The organism is Streptomyces minutiscleroticus (genome assembly GCF_014650875.1).
GTDB classification, from domain to species: domain Bacteria; phylum Actinomycetota; class Actinomycetes; order Streptomycetales; family Streptomycetaceae; genus Streptomyces; species Streptomyces minutiscleroticus.
In genome coordinates this window covers 1-19,573 of record NZ_BMVU01000089.1, presented here as the reverse complement: position 1 = coordinate 19,573, position 19,573 = coordinate 1, and the positions used below count along the sequence as shown (strand labels likewise).

The window sequence follows — 19,573 nt, the reverse complement described above, 5'->3', positions numbered from 1 at the left end:
CGGATCAACGAGGCACCTGCGCTGACGAGTTGAGACTTCGAACACCTCCCTCAACGGCACGGGTGCCTCGTGCGTTGCGCCTCCACCGCCGTCACCCCATCAGTGGCCACTCTGAAACAGCTCAGTGACCAACGCATCCAAGAGTTCCAGCAGGTCACCTGGCCCTCGTCCAGGCCGGTGAAGGCCTTGCCGAGCTGGAAGGTCTCCTCGATCCGCCAGCGGCGGCCGATCACGTCCACGAGCTGGGCGAGGGTGACGTCGCCGGGCGTGAAGCAGCGGAAGAAGGACAGCTCACCGGTGTAGCGGTGCCGGCGGGCGACCAGGACGCTGACGCCATGGTCCTGATGTCCGTCGGGGGTGTCGTCGGCCCGGACCTCCAGCCAGGCCCAGCCGTACTCGCGGGTGCCCTTCGTTCCGTGCCCGGCCCGCATGCGCATCCACTGGCGCGACAGCACCTTATTGATCATGTGGCGGGCCTGCCACCTGCGGCCCGCTCCGTCACTCACCACATGTGTATGGGACACGCCGACCGCATAACCGAGGCCGAACCAACGGATGTTCGTGCGCAGTTCGCGGCCGGAGTAGACCTCATCCGCGGCGAACCAGCGGGCCCGCACTCCCGACTCGAGCGCGCCTGCGACCATGGCCACGGCCTGCTGCGGCTTGGTGGCGAACATGATCTCCTCAGGGGCACCGGCCGCCTCGCGGCGTTCCTCGTCCGCGGCCCAGTCCTTGGGCAGATACAGCGTTCGGTCGATCACCACCCTGGTGGTGTCGGTAACGGCAGCCAGATGGACGGCCACCTGGCACAGACCGACGCCCTTGAGCGCTCCGGAGTACTGGCGGCCGGCGCCCACACAGTCGGTGGAGGACTTGGCATCCCCGGTCCCGTCCGCGACCAGCACCACATCCTGACCTGCAAATTCACGCACGACGAGGCGGGCGATCTCCTGCCCGGCCCGGTCGTGGTCGAACCTCGCCCTGGACAGCAGGTGCTGCAGCCGGTGCGGGCCGGAGTGCCCCAGCGCCTGCGCCAGGGTCCAGCAGTTGCGAGTGTCCACCTCCGCCAGCAGCCCCGCGATCATCTCAGCCGCACTCGCGCGTGTCTCACGGCGCGCGAAGCAGTGCGCGATCGCGTCCATCGCCGCCCCGGACACCCGGTCCCAGACGGTCTGGACTATCGTGATCTCCGCGGCCACCTGGTTCTGATACGCCGTCTCAAACGTTCATGATCACGGTGGCCGCACCCATACCCTCATAGGTCCCACAGGCAGCTGACCAGTACAGACACCGGAACCACAGCTGCCGTGTCAGCGCGGCCGCGGGGCACCCGTTCTGGATCCCTAACACCGCCCAGTGGGTTGACGCGGGCGACCTGACCACAGGCCAGGGGCTGCGCACCTCCGACGGCAACAGCGTCCACATCACACAGATCCAGCACACCAAGCAGCTGGCCACGGTCCACAACCTGACCGTCGCGGATCTGCACACGTACTATGTGCTGGCAGGTAAGACTCCGGTCCTGGTTCACAACAGCAACTGCAACCTTGCCCAGCATGAGGCTGCGGGTGGCCACGCGATCGCGCGGCTCGTCGGCAAGACTGATGCTGAACTGGCGGCCCGCAATATTCGTTACTCCTCAACATTCACCGATTTGGCAGCAGCAGAGAGGGCTACGGGTGGAAACCTTGCCGCCAATCAAGGGCAAGTCTCTCAATGGCTTTCGGGAAATGGAAGGCGTCTGGTGATTAACGGGCCGATGAGTGCTGCGGATGGAAGGGTGTACGAGCGTGCCACGCAGAGCATCCTCTCGCCTTCGGGGGTGACCACCGTCCTGCAGCGGAATCCTTCGATGCCGAACGGGTACCATATCGTCACCTCCTACCCGAGTCCGTGATGGACATGGAGAAAATTCAATACCTCGCACAGGCGTATTTCCATCAAGATTATGACCTGGAGGCAGAGGAGCCTATTCAGATCTTGACGGAGTTCCGAGACGGTGAACCTCCCGAGGTGGTCGAGGAACTGAGAGGCGCTATGGAAAGGGTGTTGAGTTCGGGTGTGTGTGAGGAGGAGCTAGCTGCGCTTTGGCTCGATAGGGCTGGAGCCTGCTACGACCCGCGCCAGGACGGGATAGAGATGTCGGTCTGGTTCCGTCAGATGATCGACGCGCTTGTGTAGCAAAGGCAAAGCGAGAGGTCCCTCCGAAGGTTCCGGAGGGACCTCTCGGCTGTCTGACGGCAGTGGTTGACGGCAACGTCAGCGGACGAGGGCTCCGCACAGCGGCGGGTCGTTGCCGTCGTCGGAGGTCGGATCGTTGCCAGCAGGACCGTCGAGCGCGGTACTGAGGGTGTCGATGGCGTCGCGCTGGAGGCGGAGTCGGACGTGGGCGTAGACGGTGGCGGTGACGCCGATGTGGGCGTGGCCGAGGAGCTCCTTGATCACGACGAGTTCGACGCCCTGTTCCAGGAGCAGGATGGCGGTGGAGTGGCGGAGGTCGTGGAAGCGGATGCGGCGGAGGCTGGCCTTACGAAGGAGCGTGGTGAAGGCGCGGGTGATGTTGGTCGGGTCGAGCGGTGTGCCCTGCGCAGCGGTGAACACGTGCCCGCTGTGCTGCCACGCGGCGCCCGCGGCCTCCCGCTCGCGCTGCTGCTGCTTACGGTGGAGCTTCAGCGACTGGACGCAGCGGGCGGGGAGGGCGATGCGGCGCTCGGAGGCTCACGTCTTGGTGGGTAGCGTGGTGAGACCGCCGGTGCTGGTGCGCTGGAGTGTGCGGCGGATAGTGGCGGTGCCTGCGTCGAGGTCGAGGTCTTCCCAGCGGAGGCCGAGGAGTTCGCCATTGCGGAGTCCGGTGTGCAGGGCGAGTTCGAACAGGGCGTGCAGCCGGTGGCCTTGGATTGTGGTGAGGAGCTGACGGGCTTCGTCGGCGGTGAGGGGTTCGAAGCGTCGAGGCCGTGGGGTGCCGGTGCGGACGTTGCGGGCGACGTTGCGCGGGATCTCCTCCTCGCGGACGGCGTGCTCCAGGGCGGATTTGAGCACGGAGTGGATGTAGTTCAGCGTCAGTGGAGAGAGCAGCTTGGAGCAGCACTGGCCGATTGCGCAGCAGCGGGGCTGGTCGCGCCGGGCGTCGATGCGGCGAGTGCAGCACTGGCAGGCGGTGCGGAGCTGGTTGAGCCAGGTGCGGACGTCCTTGGCGGTGAGCTTGGTGAGCTTCTTCTTGCCCAGGCCGGGGATGAGGTACCGGTCGACGCAGGCGGTGTATCGGGTGTGAGTGTTCTCGCGCAGGTGGTGGACGGCGACGTTCTCCAGCCAGTACGTCAGGTACGCGGCCACGCTGCCCTGCGCGGAGGGCATGGGGAGGCCGCGGTTGCTGGCGGCGATCTTCTCGGTGAGCTTGGCCAGAGCTTCCTTGCGAGTGGTGCCGTAGACGCGGATGCGCTTGCGTGTATTGCCGGGAGCGAGGACGTATCCGGCAGCCTCCCACCGGCTGTCCTTGCGCTGGTAGACGGTTCCGTCGCCGTTGGCGCGGACGCGGCGGGAGGCGGGGGTGTGGCGGGGCGTGGTCATCAGGCGGCGGCTTCCTGTTCGAGGCGGGTGCGGATGAAGTCGGCCAGTGCGTGGGCGGGGATGCGGCGGGCGCGGCCGAGGGTGATCGAGGCGAACTGGCGGGTGCGGAGCAGGTCGTAGACGGCGGAGCGGCCGAGTTGGAGGCGGGCCATGACCTGGGGCACGGTCAGCAGCTCTTCCGGCGTACTCAGTCCCCGCCGGGTCGGGGCGGGTTCCTGCGCGTTCATCCGCAGCCCCCTTCGGCGATGAACCGGCGTTCCAGTTCCCGGCGGTGCCAGACGTGGGCCGCGAGGAGCGCGCCGCCGGGGCTGTAACCCGAGCCTTGATAGGCCCAGTGGCCGACGACGAGGGTGGTGTCCGGGTCGGGCTCGGGCAGGCCGGCGTGGGCGCGGGCCTGTTCGGTGCGCCAGGCGCGGCGGGCGGCGCGCAGCGCGCCGAGGGTAGTGGAGTAGCGGCGGGACTTGGTGGAGAAGTGGCCCCGGAAGCCGAGCATGTGCGCCCACTTCCAGAGCTTCAGTTCGGCGAACTCCGGCAGCTTGCCCAGCTCCCAGCAGGTGCGGATCATCTGCCGCACGTGCCGGGCGACCGCGAGGCGCGGCAACGGGCGGGCCTGGCCGGTGCCGTCGCACGTGGTGCAGGGGAGCGGGGTTCCATGGGGCAGGAGGGTGGCGCCGTGTCCCTGGCAGGGGCGGCAGAACAGGGAGCGGTCGAGGGTGCCGGAGGCGTCGGCGGACTTGGTGGCGTACTTCGCCACGTAGGCGGCCACGGCCTGATCGGTGATTTCGGCGTCGGTGCCGAAGGCGGCGATCTCGCGTACGTCGAGCTGTTCGCCCCAGGTGAGTTCGCGTTCCCCGACCGCATCCGACTCGACGGCGACGCGGACCCGCGCGGCGGCAGCGCGAACGGCGTCGGTGAGCACGGCGACGGTGGCGTACGGCGGCGGAGGCTGACCGGTGCCGTGCGGGCCGTCGAGGCGGATGACGGCGTGGAAGTGGACCAGGCCGCGCTGCTGGTACTCGGCGACCTTGGCGAAGGAGACCCGCAGGACCGCGTGGGAGGCTTTCTGGGTCATGCCGAGTCGGGCGGCGATCTCGCGGCGCAGGTAGGTGGTGAAGCGGGCCCACAAGGCTCCGGCGTGGGCGTTGAACAGGACCGCGCCCGCGTAGTCGTACGTTGCGGGGTTCAGTGGCGTGCCGAGCAGGGCGTCCATGGGTTCGTGGAGCTTGCGGCAGCGGCAGGGCCGGACATCACCGCCCGGGGTGGTGGGGCGGTTGTGGACGGGGCCGAACGACGGCGCGGTGAGGGTGACGAAGACGCGAGGGTGGATGCGGACGGTGTCGGGCACGGTCTTGCCGCCCGAGAGGCCGGCGCGGATGAGGTGGTAGGTGTCGGCCGCATACAGGCGGGAGCAGGCCGGGCAGCGGGAGGCGCGGCGGTTGCCGCACGTGGTCAGCAGGCTGCCCGCAGGTTCGTCGGAGGAGGTGTAGGAGCGCAGTACCTCGCCGGTTGTGGTGTCGATGGTGGTGGTGTTGCCGGTCAGGCGGACGGGTTCGGTACAGCCGCCGAGGCGTTCGATCTGCTGCTGTGCGCGGTCGAAGTCGGGGTGGTTGACGAGGTGGAGCAGGTCCCGCACGGCGGGGCTTGCCACGTGGCGCAGGTCCAGGGTGACCATTCGGGGCGTGTCCCTTCTGTCGAGTGGGTGGCCCCGAGCAGCAACCGGTCATGGCTGGGGGCGTGTTGGTGCTGCTCGGGGCATGACGAACCAGGCCCATGGGCGGGCGTGGATCTCAGGGAGGGGTGGTCCGGCCGGTGGCCGGGGTGGCTCAGAGCTGAGCGAGGGCGGCGGTGGCCACCGGCAGGGCAACGCCCATACGGGTCGCGAGCTGGGCGGCGGTGACTGGTGTTCCGTGTTCGGCGTGGTGGGTGTCCGCGATGCGCCGGGCCGCACTGAGCAGGGCGGCGGGTAGGGCCGGGCGGGTGCTGGTGGCAGGCGCCTTGGTGACGGCCGGGGCGGGGGCGGAGTCGGGCGCCTCGATCACAGTAGGCACTTCGGCCGGGGGCGGCGCAGGTGTCGCGGCGGGGTCTGGCTCAGGGGCCGGGGCCGCCGTCTCGGGAGCGGGCGCCGAAGTGGGCACCGGCTCAGCGATGGGTGCGGGTGCTGGGGCAGATGTGGTGGTGTCCTCCAGGTGTGCGGTGGTGTGGAAGTGGGTGAGGAAGGTAGGGCCGATGTGGCCCCAGCCCAGGAGCAGGAGCGGGGCGACGGTGTCCAGGCAGGCCCGGCCGTAGCGTCCGGTCAGCAGGGGTTCGGCGGTGTTCAGGGCGAGGGTGAGCAGCCCGCACAGGTGCAGCAGCCGCGTGCCGGCCTTCAGGTCGTGCTCGGGGACGCCGCGCAGGGCGAGGAACCGCAGGGCGACCAGGAGTCCGATGACGGACAGGTCCACCATGGGGGCGATCAGCGGGGCGATCGGGCGGGGGACGCCGAGCCGCAGGGCGAGTGCCCAGACGTTGCCGAAGGAGGAGACGAAGGCCAGGGCCGCGATGACCGCCATGACCACGGTCACGGTGTGCCGGGTGAACCCTTCCTCCGCCATGCGCGGGGCCTCCTCTCGGCGCGTGGGATTGGGGGCGTTCAGGGCTTGGCCAGGGAGACGGCCGGGTCGTCCGGCCCGTCGCCGCCAGGGCCCGTGTGGCCGGTGGCGTCGAGGAGGGCGTCCAGGCACACGGCGGGGTCGGCGGTCAAGTGCGAGGTGGCTTCCGCGATACGGGCGGCGTTGGCGTCGGAGACGTACGGGGTACGGATGCGGGTGAAGCCAGGACGGCCCTGCATCGCCATCACCGCAACCCCGACATAGGCGGGGTCCTGCAAGGTGACCGGGCTGGCGTCCGGCCAGTTGCGGATGTCGTCACCGAGTGCGGCCACCGCGGCTTCCACCGTCTTCTGCGCGAACGACAGCCCCACCGGGCACACGTCGCGGATGAACGTCGGGATGGCATCGCCCGTGGTCTTCTGGCTGATCAGGATGGTCAGGATGCCGACGCTGCGGCCCTTCTTGACCAGGTCCTCCACCAGCCGGGCGTTCTCCGCCGTCAGCGCGGCCAAACGTTTCGTCTCGGCGTCGCCGCCCTTGTACTCACGGAAGAACGTGTGCGCCTCGTCGATGAGCACCACCGTGAGCGGCCACAGCCGCGAGGGGCCGACGTGCCACATGTTCTTCACGCCCAGCACGTCACGGATCACCGACGACCGCCGCCGACGCAGCTCCACCAGCCGCTTGAACAGCGTGTTGGCCTCGTCCAGGTCGTCACCGCAGAACGCGAACATCCGCTTGACCAGGTCGGCGTAGTCGCCTTCCTCGGCCCGCGACACCTTCCCGTCGAAGCCCACGAACTGCACGGCCGCCGCCGGCGCGAGGTCACAGACGAACTTGTTGACCGCCGAGGTCTTGCCCGCACCGGGCGTGCCGGCCACGGTCACCCCCGGCACATTCGCCAAGGACACGCACACCGGCGCCGCGTACTCGTCCACCCCCAGCTCCCAGTGCGATACCTCCTCCAGCGGGCGGCCGGTGGGACGGTGCTCGGTCGGCGTGGTCAAAGGGTCGGAGCGCACACCACGGATCACCACCCGGCCGGGCCCGTCCGGCAGGACGGAGACCCGCGTGCACCGCCAGGCGTCGGCCAGGAAGCGTGCCGCCTTCTGGTACTCCTCCAACCCCACCTGGGGCAGCGTCCTGGCCCGCACGATCACGCCGAACCGGTCCGGCTTGACCTTGATCCTGGGAGTCAGCACCCGGGGCGCGGGGCAGGAGTGTCCTTCTGCGCGGTGATCTGTGCCAGCAGGCCCGGGGTCTTGTCGGTGACCGTCAGTCCGGCCATCCGCGCCAGCCGTACCCAGCCCCAACGCACCCGCATGGCCTGCCGGATGCTGACCCGCGTGCCCCGGTCGGCACGGATATAGCGCACCATTGCCCACAGCAGCCACGCGCCCGCCAGCACGGCCACGATCAGCAGCACCTGCGGCGCGCGGTCGGTCAGGTCCTCCACGTCAGTCCCCCTCGGTATCGGATATCAGGCGGAGCATCTCGGCCAGGTCCAGCCCGGCCGCGTCTGCTGGGGTCAGGCCGAGCCGGGCGAGCACAGCACCGGAGGCGGCGAACGTCGCCTTGCCCTCGGTGCCCGGCAAGGGGCGCAGCGCGTGCAGCCTCCGCTGCGGCCCCTGGTTGTCGAGGCCGGTCACTGGGCCGCCTCCGCCGCGACCAGCTCCAGGCGGTTGGCGCGGTAGGCGATGCCGTCGGAGAGCTGCCCGTTGAAGATCCGCGCCCACGGGGTGGCGAACAGCTCCACCGGCCGGACCATCGCGCCCGGCTTCAGTCCGGCCGCGAGGCCCGTCTCCGGGACCGTGATCTTCAGGACCTCGGCCCGGCCGTCCTCCATGAGCATCACGGTCACGGTGTACAGCGACGCGCCGGTCTGCCGGTCGGTGGCGACCTCCCCGGTCTGCTGGTCCTTGATCTTCAGCACCGGCTCGGTGCCCGCGATACACACCGCCGACGGCAGCAGAGCAACACGGATTCGAGGCATGGCCATGCCATCACATCCTCATCGTTCGAGATGGAGCCGCTTGATCGACTCGACGATGACCACAGCGCTACGGCGATACAGATGCAACGCACGCATAGGTGGGACGGTCGATAAGGGCGGTGGTGCGGGCGTGTGCAGCAGGCGCTACGGACGCTACGGTTGGCCCATGACCCTGCCCCTGGACGACGACCCGCGGCCCCCCCTACCTCCAGGCCGCCGAAGTGTTGCGGGCCGCCATCCTGAGCGGCGAGCTTCAGCCCGGTGAGCGCCTGCCGTCGGCGCGCGATCTCCAAGAGCGGTTCGGTGTCGCCAGCTCCACCGTCCAAAACGCCCTGCGCGTCCTGAGGCAGGAAGGGCTCGTCTACTCCGTCCTCGGCCGGGGCAGCTACGTCAGCCTGCCCCTCGACCAACAGGACACCGAAGAAAAGGACGGCGACGAAGGCGCGGCAGGAGACGGTCCCTTCCCTCCTGGATGGCGTTCGGCCCGCGCAGAGGACAACCGCCCCCCTTCGTCCGGACCGCGGACACCCTGCGCGAAGAGATCAAGGAAGGACTCTTCCCCCCGGGCAGCAAGCTGCCCTCCGCGCGTGAGCTGCAAGAGCGGTTCACCATCGCCAACTCCACTGCGCAGAAAGCCCTTCGTCTCCTCAAGAGCGAGGGGCTGATCTACGCCGTCAAAGGACGCGGTGTCTTCGTCCGCACCGCCCCGACACCCGGCAAGAACTACAGCTCCAAGGTCGTCCAGCACCTCCAGCGCGAGGAGGTCGAACGCCAGGCCCGTAGCACCGCGGGCGAATTCGCGCACCTCTCCGACGCTGAGCTCAAAGCGCTTGCCGACCAAATCCATGACGAGCTCAACCAGGCCCGCACGGCGTACCAAGCAGCGGTTGAGAAAGGCCGGAAGATCACCCGCGAACTGGCCCGCCGCGGCCAACTTGCGCCACCGCTCCACGAAGATCCCGCAGCCGCCCGCAAGGAACTCGAAGGCAGACTTGCCGACGCGAAGAAGCGCCGACAGCAGGGCCCCTGACGACCAGGCTGACAGCTCGGCCAGTGGGTGAGCTGTTCAGAGTTTCTTTACTTGATCAAGAAGGGCGTCCCGCTTGCGCGGGCCGCCGCGCGCTGGCGGCCGGTGGCCGCCGCCCGCTCCTGTCTGCCGCCCCGCTGGCGACGCCCACCGGCCACTCGGCGCGCAGTGGCAGGCAAGCGAGCCGACCCCGATCCCGGAAGCAACCTCATCGGTCCGCAGCGGCGCCGCCAGGCCGACTCCGCCGAACGCCGCACAGCACCACGTCAGACCGCGGCAGCCGAGGGCCGCGATCGTCGTCGGCGTGCCGTCACAGGCGAAGCCGCAGCCCCATTCCGTTGCCGAGCGGCCAGGCCGGAGCAGGGCGGATGCCGTGACGGAAGGAAGAGGCGTGGTTGAGGCCGGCGCGGGGTTGCTGGAAGCACACGTGGCGCGTGATCTCTCGGCGAGCCCGCCGTCGTGGCTGACTTTCTGTGGCTGAGCTTGAAGGCCCGACGGGGATCAGGCGACCAGCGACGGTGGCGCGATCGTCCGTGCTCGGTCGTACAGATCGCGGACCGTTGCGTTCTTCAGATGAGGGCGCAGGAGACCGAACATCGCCTTCACGCGGTCGTCGGCGCGGCCGGACTGCACCTTGGGGTAGTCGTCGAGGGCCTGGTGCCAGGTGGCGCAGGCCGCTTCCAGGTGGCCGAGTTCCAGCTGCCGTTCGGCCAGCAGGCCACGACGGTGTACTCGTGTGCGCTGGTACACGCTGGGGCGGAGCCGGTCCGCTTGCTGCATGGCTTCGACGGCTCCGGCCTTGTCACCGAGTTCGTAACGTACCTGGCTGACGTGGTAGTTGAGCGAAGAGGGGTCGTACGAGCCGAACGCCTTTCCGCGTGATTCAGCGCGGTCCATGGCCGCCTCGGCCTCCCGGATGTAGCGCAGCGCACCCGTACGGTCGCCGGTCTGCGCGGCGGCGTGTGCCTGCTGGCCGACGAGGAAGGCCAGCATCCGGGGTCCGGCTTTCGGGGAGGCGGCGGCAGCGGCGTCGGCCAGCTCCATGGCCTTCTCCCCGTGGCGGAGGTCGACTGCCTGGACGCTCATGCCCCGCAGGGTGGTGCAGTACGTCAGGTGGTCCTCGGCCGCGCCCGCCAGCTCCAGGGCCTTGACGTAGTAGCGCTGCGCGAGACCGTGCAGGCCTTCGTCCACGGCCATGTAGCCGGTCAAGTAGAGCAGGTCCGAGGCGGCGGACTGCATCGCCTTGCGTACGTCCTCGGGTGCGTCGGCGCGCAGGTAGGAGGCCACGGTGTTGACCATGAACGAGGCCGCCATGGGGCGTGCGTGACGGCCGCCGAACTCGTCGTCCAGCTCCGAGACACGCTCGGTCATGGCGATGACCATGTCCACTTCGCTCATGCCGATGCGACTCGTGCGGCCAGACTGAATGGCATCGGCACGCCCGACTACATCAGGCCAGCCGGGAATGGTGACGGCCACGGAGAACAGGCCGGCACCCAGGACACTGCGGCGGGACGGGTCCATATCCAGCCTCCCCAGGTCGATCACCCCTTCCACGGTATCCGCAGCCGCGGAGGAGCGATCGCGTGGAACGGGCAGCCCGGCCTCGGCATGGGTGATGGGGCGGCCGAGGCGGCGGGAGAGAGCTTCGAGGATGCATCCGCGCACCGCGCCCCGAGGAACGGTGCCACCGAGCCAGTGGCTCACCGCCGACTCGTCGTAACGCAGAGGGATTCCGGTCTCCGTACCTACGCGGTTCAACGCCCGTGCGAACTGGCGGTGAGTCCAGCGGCTCTCGGTGAGCAGGCGCCCGAGCGCCACGTTTGGTTCACGCTTGGCCATGCCCTCAACTCCCCGTGACCTTGCGAACTTTCAAGGCTTTCAAGTCCTGGTGCTGCGGCAACGGTACCGCTGAGCGTGGTCGTGCGGTTGCGTAGAGGCAGCAGGCAACGGCGAGTCCTCGCCGCAGCCGTCGTCTGAAGGGCTGAGGGATGAGAAGCGAAGCACGGGCCCATTTGGCCCGGATGACCGAGGAACGGGGCATGGACGGGGTGTTGAGGATCGACACCTGAGAGGGCGCGCACCTGCCGCCGGGTTCGAACCAGTTCTCGCCGTGTCTCTGCCCGCAGCACGGCAGTGCCACGCTCGAGTACGGCGCGGAGAAGCTGAGCGTCGCAGTACGCGAGGCCAACCAGCGAAGCCGCGGAGAGCGGCTGTGAACCGGTTAGCCGCAGCCGTCGGCCGCTACGCCGGACCACTCCTGATCATCACCATCTCGGGATTGGTCGGCTTCGTCCTGGGCGTCGCCGCCGCATCCACACCCACCTGACTCCTCCCCGTCACGCATCCAGGCTCCCCACCTGTGACGAGGGAGGGCCCGCCGCCGGAAGCGGCGGGCACCCCGCCCGGCTGCCTTCTTCGCAAGGGTCCGGCAGCCGGACGGGTCGAACTCCGCAGCATCCGCCGCGGAGTCCACTGAAAACCGTAAGGGAGAAAACGATGAACGTGGACGAGCTGTTCACCGGCGACCTGACCACCGGCGTCCCGGCCATCGAGGCCGCGCTGCTCGACAAGATGCCGGGCGGCGGCGACAACAACGGCGACCACTGCAGCAAGTGATCCAGGGCTGACGCCAGGCGGGGCGGGGCCGTGCGCGGCCCCGCCCCGCCGCACGACATCGGAAGGGGACTACATGTTGTCGATGCGTCTGCGCCTGGCCGATCTCCAGGAGCCCAAGTGGAGATCGCAGGGCGGCCGTTGGATCAACGGCGAGAGCTGGATCGAGCCTGCGAACGTATCCCCGCTGGTCATGGAGGTCAACGACGACCAAGCGCCGCGCGTACGGGTCCGCGTGAAGGAGTGCAAGGGGGACGAGGCCGACTTCGTCGAACTCACCATGGAGCCCGGACAAGCCCGCCTGGCGGCGGGCGTCTTCGGCACAGCCCCGCTCTACCTGGCAGAGAAGGCCGGCGAGCTCCACGCCTCTTGGGACCTGACACTACTGCGACCGCATCTGCGGGCCGACCGCCTGGTGCCGCGCGTTGTCGCCCGCACGCTGACGAGGCAACACCGCTACACGTCCGAGACGCTCTTCCAAGGCGTCTACCGCCTCACCGAACGGGCAGCGGCCACGTTCACCCCTTCGGGACTCAGCATCCACTACCCCGACCCCGCCGAACACGTGCTTGAACCACGTACGCTGCGGCCCGGCGTTGATCCCCTCGTAGCTCTGGACGAGTTGCTGACCGACGTAATCCGTCAGGCGCCGACGGCAACCGGATGCGTGGGCGTCGAACTGTCCGGCGGCGCGGACTCCGGGAACGTCGCCCTGGCCATCAAGGCGGCCCGCTTCCCCGAGGCGTACAGCTTCGGCCTGCTGGTGGGAGGAAGCATCGGCAGGCAACAGAGCGAGCGGCGTCAGGCCCTTGTGGAGCACTGCGGCTTCCGGGACACGGCCACCCCCGCCATGCAGCACCCGCCCTTCTGCACTGGAGGCGTGCGCGATCTGTGCAAGCCGCACGATCCGGCGGGAGCCTTCTACCAGGAAGCGTTCGACGTCGTGCGCGAGCAGGCAGCCGCCCGGCGGTGCGAGGTCATGTTCACCGGAAGCGGCGGCGACGAGATCAACGCCCACCACTCCAGGACACACGCCGAACTGCCGACACCCGAACCCGTACCGTGGCTCGGAGCCAAGGCAGCCCGAGCACTCGTCGAGGTGAACGAGCATCTGGCGCCCATCCCGACACTGCCCGTACCGACCCTGATGGCGTTCGGGATGCACAACCCCGGATTCCTCCGGGCCGGAATCTGGCCAGTGAGCCCGCTCGCGCACCCGCGGATCGTGCGGTTCATGGAGCAGCTGCCGCGCGAGCACAAGCGCGGCAAGGCGCTGTTCCGCGACAGGCTCAGACGGGCCGGGCTACCCGAGTGGGTGGCCACGCCGGCCGAACCGGAGAACTTCCTGGCTGTTCTGGAGAAGGGACTGCGGTCCTACGGTTTGCCTGTACTGGACGACATGCTGAAAGAGTCCATCCTGGTGGACCTCGGCTACGTTGATGGGAAGGCTCTCGCCCAGGCGCAGAGGGACGCCAAAGCTGCGCCGGTCGTCCCCGATCTGCTGTGCGATGTGCTCGCCCTGGAGATCGGGCTGCGAAGCCTCATGTGACCAGCCCCGACACGGAAGCCGAGCACGTGGAAGCCACCAACCTCCTGTACCGCGATCCGGCACTCTACGACGTGGTCCAGTCCGACAGCACGAGCGCCGGAATGTGCCAGACCCTGATCGATCTGCACCGGCCGGACGCCCGGACCCTGGTCGACTTCGGATGCGGTACCGGCCGCGACCTGGAGATCCTGGCCAAGCGCTTCGAGTGCATCGGCGTGGACCTCCAGCCCGGCATGGTCGACTACGCCCACCAGGCCCGGCCCGGGCTGGACATCCGCACCGGCGACATGCGCACCGCACGACTCGGCAGCCGCATGGACGTGGTGACCTGCATGGGCAACAGCCTCGCCTACGTGCACGACAACGAGGCGATCAGCCAGGTCTTCGCCACCTTCGCCGCCCACGCCCGGCCAGGAGCGCTGCTCGTGCTGTGTTCCCCCGTCGCCCCGATCACCCGGACCGAGCCGACCACCGCCACGGTCGACACCCCGACGGGACCCGCGACCGTCACCATCCGCCACACGTGGGATCTGCGGACCCAGATCAACACCATGCACCGGCACTGGATGCTCCCCTCGGGCGACGAGGCCCGAGACGAGATCCGCAGGCGCGTCCTGTTCCCCCGGGAGCTCGAACGCTACGCGGAGGGCGTCGGCTTCGAGGTCCTGGATATGCTCGACGGCACAGGGACAGGGCTTACCGGCCCCACCGCGTACACAGTGGCCCGACAAACTCCGCGGTGACCGGCGAGGCGAGAAATGGCACCAGCGCCAGCCGCCCGACTCCTGACGGCAGTAGCGACGGCAACACCCACGGATTTCCCCGCACATCCACGGACACCAGCGGAACGCAAATCACGCGCTGACCTGCGAAGAACCAGGTAGAGCGGTGCCGCGTAGCACACGTACTATGTACTGGCGGGCGAGACGCCGGTACTCGTTCACAACAGCAACTGCGGCATCCTGCCAACGCCAAGCGTCTCTGATTCCAAGCTTCAGAACTTGGTTAACGATCTCTATAAGGGGACGACCAATACGGCCCGAACTGGAGATGGTACGACGATGTCGGCGATTCGCGAGGAGCTCAGCTCAGGTCAACTCGTACATGGCCGTAACCATGTAGCCAAGGGGAACCAGTACGCCAAGGCGCTGAATAAGTGGATATCAAGGAATCACAGAGACGGCGACCCGCACGACTTGATCGTGGCGAGAAGCCTACTTGCCGACCTTAAGTCGGCCCTCGCAGGGAATTGATGGAGATGAACGAAGATCAGTTCTTTCATGGCCTCCTTCAGAACTTTCCACAGCTTGAGAGCTTGCATGCCGAGCATGTGGAGTTCTACGAAGAGTTCCTCTCCCACGTTTTCCTGGCAGACGTCGTCCGATGGGCGGTAGGTTTGTTCAGTGAGGCTGGCCAGAGTTCGACCGAGGAAGCCATCGGGATTCGGTTGATCAATTTCATCGAGGGTGCGTACGTGCATGGCGATTGCGCAGTCAGGGAATTGGTCAGGGTTTCGTTTGTTGAAAACCTGCCTTACTCTGGTCAAGAGGGGTTCCGCATTCGTGAACACCTGACGGGGAATCTCCGTAAGATGTTTACGGAGCGTTAAACTCTGCGAATGCTGCGTCGCAAGACGTGGTTGCTCAAAGCGATTTCATCGCACTCAAGTCAGATGGGTGCGGCTCGTGGCTCATACAAGATTTTCGTAGCCGGTGATCTGGGATGTTGGCGAGGCGTGACGCGGCGGGCATCTGGCGGGATGCTGGGGAGTGTCTGATGAGTTGCTCGTTTTGCTGCTCCCGCAGTTGAGTCCGGTAGTGGTCGACTCGGTCGTCGTGCTCGATGACACGGTGGTCATCACCGCGCGTACGCGTGACGGATCGACCTCGTGCACCGGGTGCGGAGACGATTCCGCCTGGGAGCACAGCCGTTACCAGCGGCATGTCGCGGACGAGGCGGTCGGTGGACGGCCGGTGCGGATCGACTTGACGGTCCGCCGTCTGTACTGCGAGAACCCCCACTGTCCGAAGACCACATTCGCTGAGCAGGTGGAAGGGCTGACCGTGCGCTATCAAAGGCGCACTCCAGCCCTTCAGGCCGTGGTCGCAGAGGTCGCGGTGGCGCTGGCGGGGAAGGCCGGATCCCGGCTGCTGGTGCATTTGCACCACACACTCAGCTGGGCCACGCTGCTGAACTGTGTGATGGCGCTGCCGGATCCGTCCGCCCCGACGCCGATGGTGCTGGTGGTGGACGACTTCGCGCTGCGGCGGGGGCGTCGCTACGGCACGCTGCTGGTCGACGCGGACAGCCGCCTGCCGATCGAGGTGTGGGACACGCGCGAGGCCGAACCGCTGACCGCCTGGTTGCGTGCGCACGAGGACGTCGAGGTGGTCTGCCGTGACGGCTCGTCGACCTACCGCAGGGCGATCAGGGCCGGCGCACCCCAGGCGGTCCAGGTCAGCGATCGTTTCCACTTGTGGCAGGGACTCGGGCGGAAGGTCTACGAGGTGATCGCGGGCCATCGCGGCTGTCTGCCCGACCCCGAGCCTGGCGCGATCGCGCCCCGGGGGCTCGGCGGCCTCACGGCCGCCCGGACACGTCGCCTGCACGCCGCGGTGCACGCTCTGATGGACGAGGGGATGGCGATCCGTGCCATCGCCCGGCATCTGGATCTGGACCGCAACGCCGTCCGGCGCTATGCCCGCGCCACCACCTGGCAGCAGGCCGCTCCCACCTGGCCGCAGCGCGCCGGAATCCTCGCTCCCTACCAGAGCCATCTGCACCGACGCTGGAACGAGGGCGAGCACAACATTGCGGGTCTGTTCCGGGAGGTGGCCGCCCGCGGCTTCGCCGGCAGCGAGGGCACGGTCCGCCTCTATGTCTCCACGCACCGAAAGGCCCTGGACGCGGGGCTGCCGCCACCCGCACCGGCACGCAGCGTGTTCGAGGTCTCCCGCCTGCTGATGAGCCGGCCGGAGCACCTGGACGAGGACCAGCGCACCTTCGTGAAGCACCTGCGCAACCGCTGCCCGGAACTGGCCACCCTCCACGACCGCATCCACTCCTTCGCGACCGTTTTCACCGAGAAGCGCATCACCCTGCTCGACCGCTGGATCACCCGGGTCAAGACGGACGGGATCCCGCAGTTGGTCCGTTATGCCAATGGACTGCTCGACGACCTCGACGCAGTACGGGCCGGCGTGGCCCTGCCACACAGTTCAGGCGTGGCAGAGGGCCGGGTCACCGACCTGAAGCTCATCAAACGCCAGATGGCAGGCAAGGCCGGCATCCCCTTACTGCGCAAGCGTGTCATTCTCGTCGCTCACTCCCGCCGCACCAGGCAACAGCCCGTCGGTGACAACCTCTGGATGACCACCGGCCCCGAAAATCTTGTATGAGCCACGAGCTACACCCTTCTCAGGCTGTGACACGGCAGCTGTAGTTCCGGCGTTTGTGCTGGTCAGCTGTCCGTAGGGGCTGAGTGGGGGCATGGGTACGGCCACCGTGATCATGAACGTTTGTGACGACGTATCAGGACCAGGTGGCCGCAGAGGTCACGATAGTCCAGACCGTCTGGGACCGGGTGTTCGGGGCGGCGATGGACGCGATCGCGCACTGCTTCGTGCGCCGTGAGACACGCGCGAGTGCGGCTGAGATGATCGCGGGGCTGCTGGCGGAGGTGGACACCCGTAACTGCTGGACCCTGGCGCAGGCGCTGGGGCACTCCGGCCCGCATCGGCTGCAGCACCTGCTGTCCAGGGCGAGGTTCGATCATGAGCGGGCCGGGCAGGAGATCGCCCGCCTCGTCGTGCGTGAACTTGCAGGTCAGGACATGATGCTGGTCGCGGACGGGACCGGTGATGCCAAGTCCTCCACCGACTGCGTGGGCGCCGGCCGCCCGTACTCCGGCGCGCTCAAGGGCGTCGGTCTGTGCCAGGTCGCCGTCCATCTGGCCGCCGTCACCGATACCACCAGGGTGGTGATCGACCGCATGCTGTATCTGCCCAGAGACTGGGCCGCGGACGAGGAGTGCCGCGAGATGACCGGTGTCCCGGAGGAGATTCTGTTCGCCACCAAGCCGCAGCAGGCCGTGGCCATGGTCGCAGATGCGCTCGAGCTGGGGGTGCGGGCCCGCTGGTTCGCGGGGGACGAGGTCTACTCCGGCCGTGAACTGCGCACGCGTATACGGGCGTTCGGGCTCGGTTATGCGGTCGGGGAGTCCCGCGCGTACCGGGTGACCGATGGTGCGGGCCGGCGCTGGCAGGCCCGTCAGATGATCAACAAGGTGCTGCCGCACCAGTGGATGCGCATGCAAACCGGGCACGGAACGAAGGGCATGCGCGAGTACGACTGGGCCTGGCTGGAGGTCCGGGCCGACGACACCCCCGACGGGCACCCGGACGGCACCAACGTCCTGGTCGCCCGCCGGCACCGCTATACAGGCGAGTTGTCGTTTTTCCGCTGCTTCACGCCCGGGGACGTCGCCCTCGCCCAGCTCGTGGACGTGATCGGCCGCCGCTGGCGGATCGAGGAGACCTTTCAGCTCGGCAAGACCTTCACCGGCCTGGACGAGGGCCAGGTGACCTGCTGGAACTCCTGGATGCGCTGGTCGTTTCTCCCTGATCGCCGCCGCCGTCCTCGCCCTCACCACCGCGGCCACCACCACAACCGACCCCACCGGACCGGCCCGCCTCGTCCCGCTGACCTGCCCCGAACTCGTCCGACTGCTCCGGGCCTTCGTCCTCACACCACCCGTCCGGGACGCAGAACACATCCTGTACTGGACGGCCTGGCGCCGCCACCATCAAGCCGTCGCACAAGCCTGCCACCAGCGACGACACATCCTCCACGACCAGCCATGATCGGAACTACAGCTGCCGTGTCGGACGGCCGTCCGCGTGCGTACGACAGAATTCCTGTCATGCGCACTTACGAGGACCTCGCGGTCTGGACGCCCGAACCGATCCGGCCACGTTGGCAGTTGGTCCTGCGCTTCGCCGCCACCCTGCTGTGCTTCCCGGTGCTCTGCGCGCTGTGGCTGGCGGTCGCGGCCGTGCTTTTCGCCGTGGGGCTGTTCGCTGACGCGATCGCGGCCGTGAGCGACCGCTTTGAACGCGGCTACATGCGGTTCATGGACAACACGCTGGGCGCCATCGCCCGGCTGGGTTCCTGGTTCGTGAGCTGGCCGGAGCTGCGCCACGAAGGGGACACCGAGTACTACCGTGCCCGGGTCGACCGACGCGTCGCCCACTGGACCGCTCGGGCCTCGGCCCCGCGCGCACCCAAGAAGCCGCGACCGCCCGTGGAGTGCGCCATTCCCCTTCGTGACTACCGCGGTGTGGGCGCCGGATACGTGGCCGAGGTCGCTCTGGCCCAGGGATGGGAACTGCGGCCGACGGACGCCCGCAAGGAGGTACGCCTGTGGTGGTCGGCCGCCTCGCACGTCGACTGATGACACCGCATGATGCCGCGTGACGCCGCCACGACGTTCGCCGGATCGGTCTGGAGGGCGCCGTGACTGGGCCGGTCCGGGGCGGCACCGTGCGGTTGTCTCCGCGGCGACGACTCGAGGGTCCGGACGGCTGGCTCCGCCCAATCGGCACAGGTGCCGGTGCCGGCTCACCGGTGCGTGGCGGCGGACGGAGCGGTCACGGCGCCGCTCCCATCGTGATGGCCAGGCTGGACCAGGTCGACGACGGCGTCCTACGGCCCGTGCTGAGCGAGTTTCCGCAGGTTCTCGTGAACCGTGCGGTCACCGTGCACGGGCTCTACGCCGACCACGTCCGATCCCGACTGACCGCGGTTGAAGGGGGGTGACGTGCCACCCCCTCGGTAGCGCGCCCTCCGCGATGGCCTTGCCCAGGAACCATGTTCCGCTGATGACGAGAATCCCTATGCCTCCTGATCCCGCCCTGTCCGGGCCGGGGATCGACAGGAGGGTCAGCTCGTCGGCATACGCAGGGAGCGCAGCCGCTCGGCGACGGCGAACGAGTCCAGACGCAGGGCGGCGATGTCGGCGATCAGCTCCCGCCAGGCCTCAAACTTGGTGTTCACCCGCTCCCCGTGCATCCCGAGGTACGCCACCGCCACGCCGAAGCCATACAGCTCGTTGCGGGCGGGCAGCGGACGCAGGACCACGCACTCCTCCAGCATCACGGCCGCGCGCCAGAAGGCGTCGGGGTGGTGTTGGTCGTGGCGGGGCGGGTCGACCTTGTGCCGGGCGGCCAGGCCGA

At 68.4% G+C, this 19,573-nt stretch carries 17 protein-coding genes and 5 pseudogenes; 11 read left to right on the top strand and 11 right to left on the bottom strand.

The features are described from left to right. Positions 1 to 77: 77 nt before the first annotated feature. A pseudogene (locus tag IE271_RS37485) lies at positions 78 to 1,199 on the bottom strand (IS701 family transposase); the annotation flags it as partial. A gap of 128 nt (positions 1,200 to 1,327) precedes the next feature. Between IE271_RS37485 and IE271_RS43495 the strand changes: the two are divergent. The 3 genes and pseudogenes from IE271_RS43495 to IE271_RS37475 form a co-directional block, all read left to right on the top strand. Then, a pseudogene (locus IE271_RS43495) lies at positions 1,328 to 1,525 on the top strand (polymorphic toxin-type HINT domain-containing protein); the annotation flags it as partial. After that, positions 1,499 to 1,897 (top strand): RNase A-like domain-containing protein, encoded by a 399-nt coding sequence (locus IE271_RS37480; protein WP_229919855.1) that lies wholly within the window; start codon positions 1,499 to 1,501, stop codon positions 1,895 to 1,897. The pseudogene IE271_RS43495 and the gene IE271_RS37480, both read left to right, overlap by 27 nt. Then, a complete protein-coding gene (locus IE271_RS37475) occupies positions 1,897 to 2,181 on the top strand; it encodes a contact-dependent growth inhibition system immunity protein (RefSeq protein ID WP_190194943.1) in 285 nt (94 codons plus the stop codon). Before IE271_RS37480 ends, IE271_RS37475 begins: the two co-directional genes overlap by 1 nt. A 78-nt stretch (positions 2,182 to 2,259) precedes the next feature. Here the strand turns inward: IE271_RS37475 and IE271_RS37470 are convergent. The 8 genes and pseudogenes from IE271_RS37470 to IE271_RS37440 form a co-directional block, all read right to left on the bottom strand. Further along, positions 2,260 to 3,567: pseudogene (locus tag IE271_RS37470) on the bottom strand (tyrosine-type recombinase/integrase). Next, complete coding sequence (locus IE271_RS37465; protein WP_190194942.1) at positions 3,567 to 3,794, bottom strand: helix-turn-helix domain-containing protein; 228 nt, start codon at positions 3,792 to 3,794, stop codon at positions 3,567 to 3,569. The pseudogene IE271_RS37470 and the gene IE271_RS37465 overlap by 1 nt, the downstream one beginning before the upstream one ends. Continuing rightward, entirely contained in the window at positions 3,791 to 5,239 is a 1,449-nt protein-coding gene (locus IE271_RS37460) for a replication initiator (RefSeq protein ID WP_190194941.1), read from the bottom strand. The genes IE271_RS37465 and IE271_RS37460 overlap by 4 nt, the downstream gene beginning before the upstream one ends. 151 nt (positions 5,240 to 5,390) lie before the next feature. Further along, positions 5,391 to 6,158, bottom strand: coding sequence for a DUF2637 domain-containing protein (locus IE271_RS37455; protein WP_190194940.1), 768 nt, complete (start codon positions 6,156 to 6,158; stop codon positions 5,391 to 5,393). A 38-nt stretch (positions 6,159 to 6,196) separates the two neighbouring features. After that, positions 6,197 to 7,357, bottom strand: a complete 1,161-nt coding sequence (locus IE271_RS37450; protein WP_229919854.1) for an FtsK/SpoIIIE domain-containing protein — start codon at positions 7,355 to 7,357, stop codon at positions 6,197 to 6,199. Next, positions 7,351 to 7,611: a hypothetical protein gene (locus tag IE271_RS42815; RefSeq protein WP_229919853.1), complete on the bottom strand. Its 261-nt coding sequence runs from the start codon at positions 7,609 to 7,611 to the stop codon at positions 7,351 to 7,353. The genes IE271_RS37450 and IE271_RS42815 overlap by 7 nt, the downstream gene beginning before the upstream one ends. Before the next feature lies 1 nt (position 7,612). Then, complete coding sequence (locus IE271_RS37445; protein ID WP_190194939.1) at positions 7,613 to 7,804, bottom strand: hypothetical protein; 192 nt, start codon at positions 7,802 to 7,804, stop codon at positions 7,613 to 7,615. Next, positions 7,801 to 8,154 (bottom strand): SCO3933 family regulatory protein, encoded by a 354-nt coding sequence (locus IE271_RS37440; RefSeq protein WP_190194938.1) that lies wholly within the window; start codon positions 8,152 to 8,154, stop codon positions 7,801 to 7,803. The genes IE271_RS37445 and IE271_RS37440 overlap by 4 nt, the downstream gene beginning before the upstream one ends. A 215-nt stretch (positions 8,155 to 8,369) precedes the next feature. On the opposite strand from IE271_RS37440, the pseudogene IE271_RS42810 reads away from it, so the two are divergent. Together IE271_RS42810 and IE271_RS42805 are read left to right on the top strand one after the other, a co-directional pair. Then, positions 8,370 to 8,480: pseudogene (locus IE271_RS42810) on the top strand (GntR family transcriptional regulator); the annotation flags it as partial. A 140-nt stretch (positions 8,481 to 8,620) separates the two neighbouring features. Beyond that, a complete protein-coding gene (locus tag IE271_RS42805) occupies positions 8,621 to 9,178 on the top strand; it encodes a GntR family transcriptional regulator (RefSeq protein ID WP_229919852.1) in 558 nt (185 codons plus the stop codon). Positions 9,179 to 9,676: 498 nt separating this feature from the next. Here the strand turns inward: IE271_RS42805 and IE271_RS37430 are convergent, their stop codons facing one another. Beyond that, positions 9,677 to 11,017, bottom strand: a complete 1,341-nt coding sequence (locus IE271_RS37430; protein WP_229919851.1) for a tetratricopeptide repeat protein — start codon at positions 11,015 to 11,017, stop codon at positions 9,677 to 9,679. A gap of 850 nt (positions 11,018 to 11,867) precedes the next feature. Between IE271_RS37430 and IE271_RS37425 the strand changes: the two genes are divergently transcribed. The 6 genes and pseudogenes from IE271_RS37425 (at position 11,868) to IE271_RS44405 (ending at position 18,792) form a co-directional block, all read left to right on the top strand. After that, on the top strand, positions 11,868 to 13,340 hold the full coding sequence (locus IE271_RS37425; RefSeq protein WP_190194937.1) for an asparagine synthase-related protein: 1,473 nt from the start codon (positions 11,868 to 11,870) through the stop codon (positions 13,338 to 13,340). After that, a complete protein-coding gene (locus tag IE271_RS37420) occupies positions 13,337 to 14,083 on the top strand; it encodes a class I SAM-dependent methyltransferase (RefSeq protein ID WP_190194936.1) in 747 nt (248 codons plus the stop codon). Before IE271_RS37425 ends, IE271_RS37420 begins: the two co-directional genes overlap by 4 nt. A 515-nt stretch (positions 14,084 to 14,598) precedes the next feature. Next, entirely contained in the window at positions 14,599 to 14,949 is a 351-nt protein-coding gene (locus IE271_RS37415; protein ID WP_190194935.1) for a DUF7674 family protein, read from the top strand. A 160-nt stretch (positions 14,950 to 15,109) separates the two neighbouring features. Continuing rightward, entirely contained in the window at positions 15,110 to 16,738 is a 1,629-nt protein-coding gene (locus IE271_RS37410; protein WP_229919850.1) for an ISL3 family transposase, read from the top strand. Between the two features lie 122 nt (positions 16,739 to 16,860). Then, a pseudogene (locus IE271_RS37405) lies at positions 16,861 to 18,202 on the top strand (IS701 family transposase). Between the two features lie 59 nt (positions 18,203 to 18,261). Continuing rightward, positions 18,262 to 18,792, top strand: coding sequence for a hypothetical protein (locus IE271_RS44405; protein ID WP_444546150.1), 531 nt, complete (start codon positions 18,262 to 18,264; stop codon positions 18,790 to 18,792). A 488-nt stretch (positions 18,793 to 19,280) separates the two neighbouring features. On the opposite strand, the gene IE271_RS37400 is transcribed toward IE271_RS44405, so the two are convergent. Then, the coding region (locus IE271_RS37400; RefSeq protein ID WP_190194933.1) for a toxin Doc at positions 19,281 to 19,573 on the bottom strand (293 nt) is incomplete at its 5' end.

What these genes read in the sequence shown, in the direction of transcription:
- IE271_RS37475 (WP_190194943.1), top strand. Translation starts at nt 1,897, where the DNA reads ATGGACATGGAGAAAATTCAATACCTCGCACAGGCGTATTTCCATCAA.
- IE271_RS37465 (WP_190194942.1), bottom strand. Translation starts at nt 3,794, where the DNA reads ATGAACGCGCAGGAACCCGCCCCGACCCGGCGGGGACTGAGTACGCCG.
- IE271_RS37460 (WP_190194941.1), bottom strand. Translation starts at nt 5,239, where the DNA reads ATGGTCACCCTGGACCTGCGCCACGTGGCAAGCCCCGCCGTGCGGGAC.
- IE271_RS37455 (WP_190194940.1), bottom strand. Translation starts at nt 6,158, where the DNA reads ATGGCGGAGGAAGGGTTCACCCGGCACACCGTGACCGTGGTCATGGCG.
- IE271_RS37440 (WP_190194938.1), bottom strand. Translation starts at nt 8,154, where the DNA reads ATGGCCATGCCTCGAATCCGTGTTGCTCTGCTGCCGTCGGCGGTGTGT.
- IE271_RS42805 (WP_229919852.1), top strand. Translation starts at nt 8,621, where the DNA reads ATGGCGTTCGGCCCGCGCAGAGGACAACCGCCCCCCTTCGTCCGGACC.
- IE271_RS37430 (WP_229919851.1), bottom strand. Translation starts at nt 11,017, where the DNA reads ATGGCCAAGCGTGAACCAAACGTGGCGCTCGGGCGCCTGCTCACCGAG.
- IE271_RS37425 (WP_190194937.1), top strand. Translation starts at nt 11,868, where the DNA reads ATGTTGTCGATGCGTCTGCGCCTGGCCGATCTCCAGGAGCCCAAGTGG.
- IE271_RS37415 (WP_190194935.1), top strand. Translation starts at nt 14,599, where the DNA reads ATGAACGAAGATCAGTTCTTTCATGGCCTCCTTCAGAACTTTCCACAG.
- IE271_RS44405 (WP_444546150.1), top strand. Translation starts at nt 18,262, where the DNA reads ATGCGCACTTACGAGGACCTCGCGGTCTGGACGCCCGAACCGATCCGG.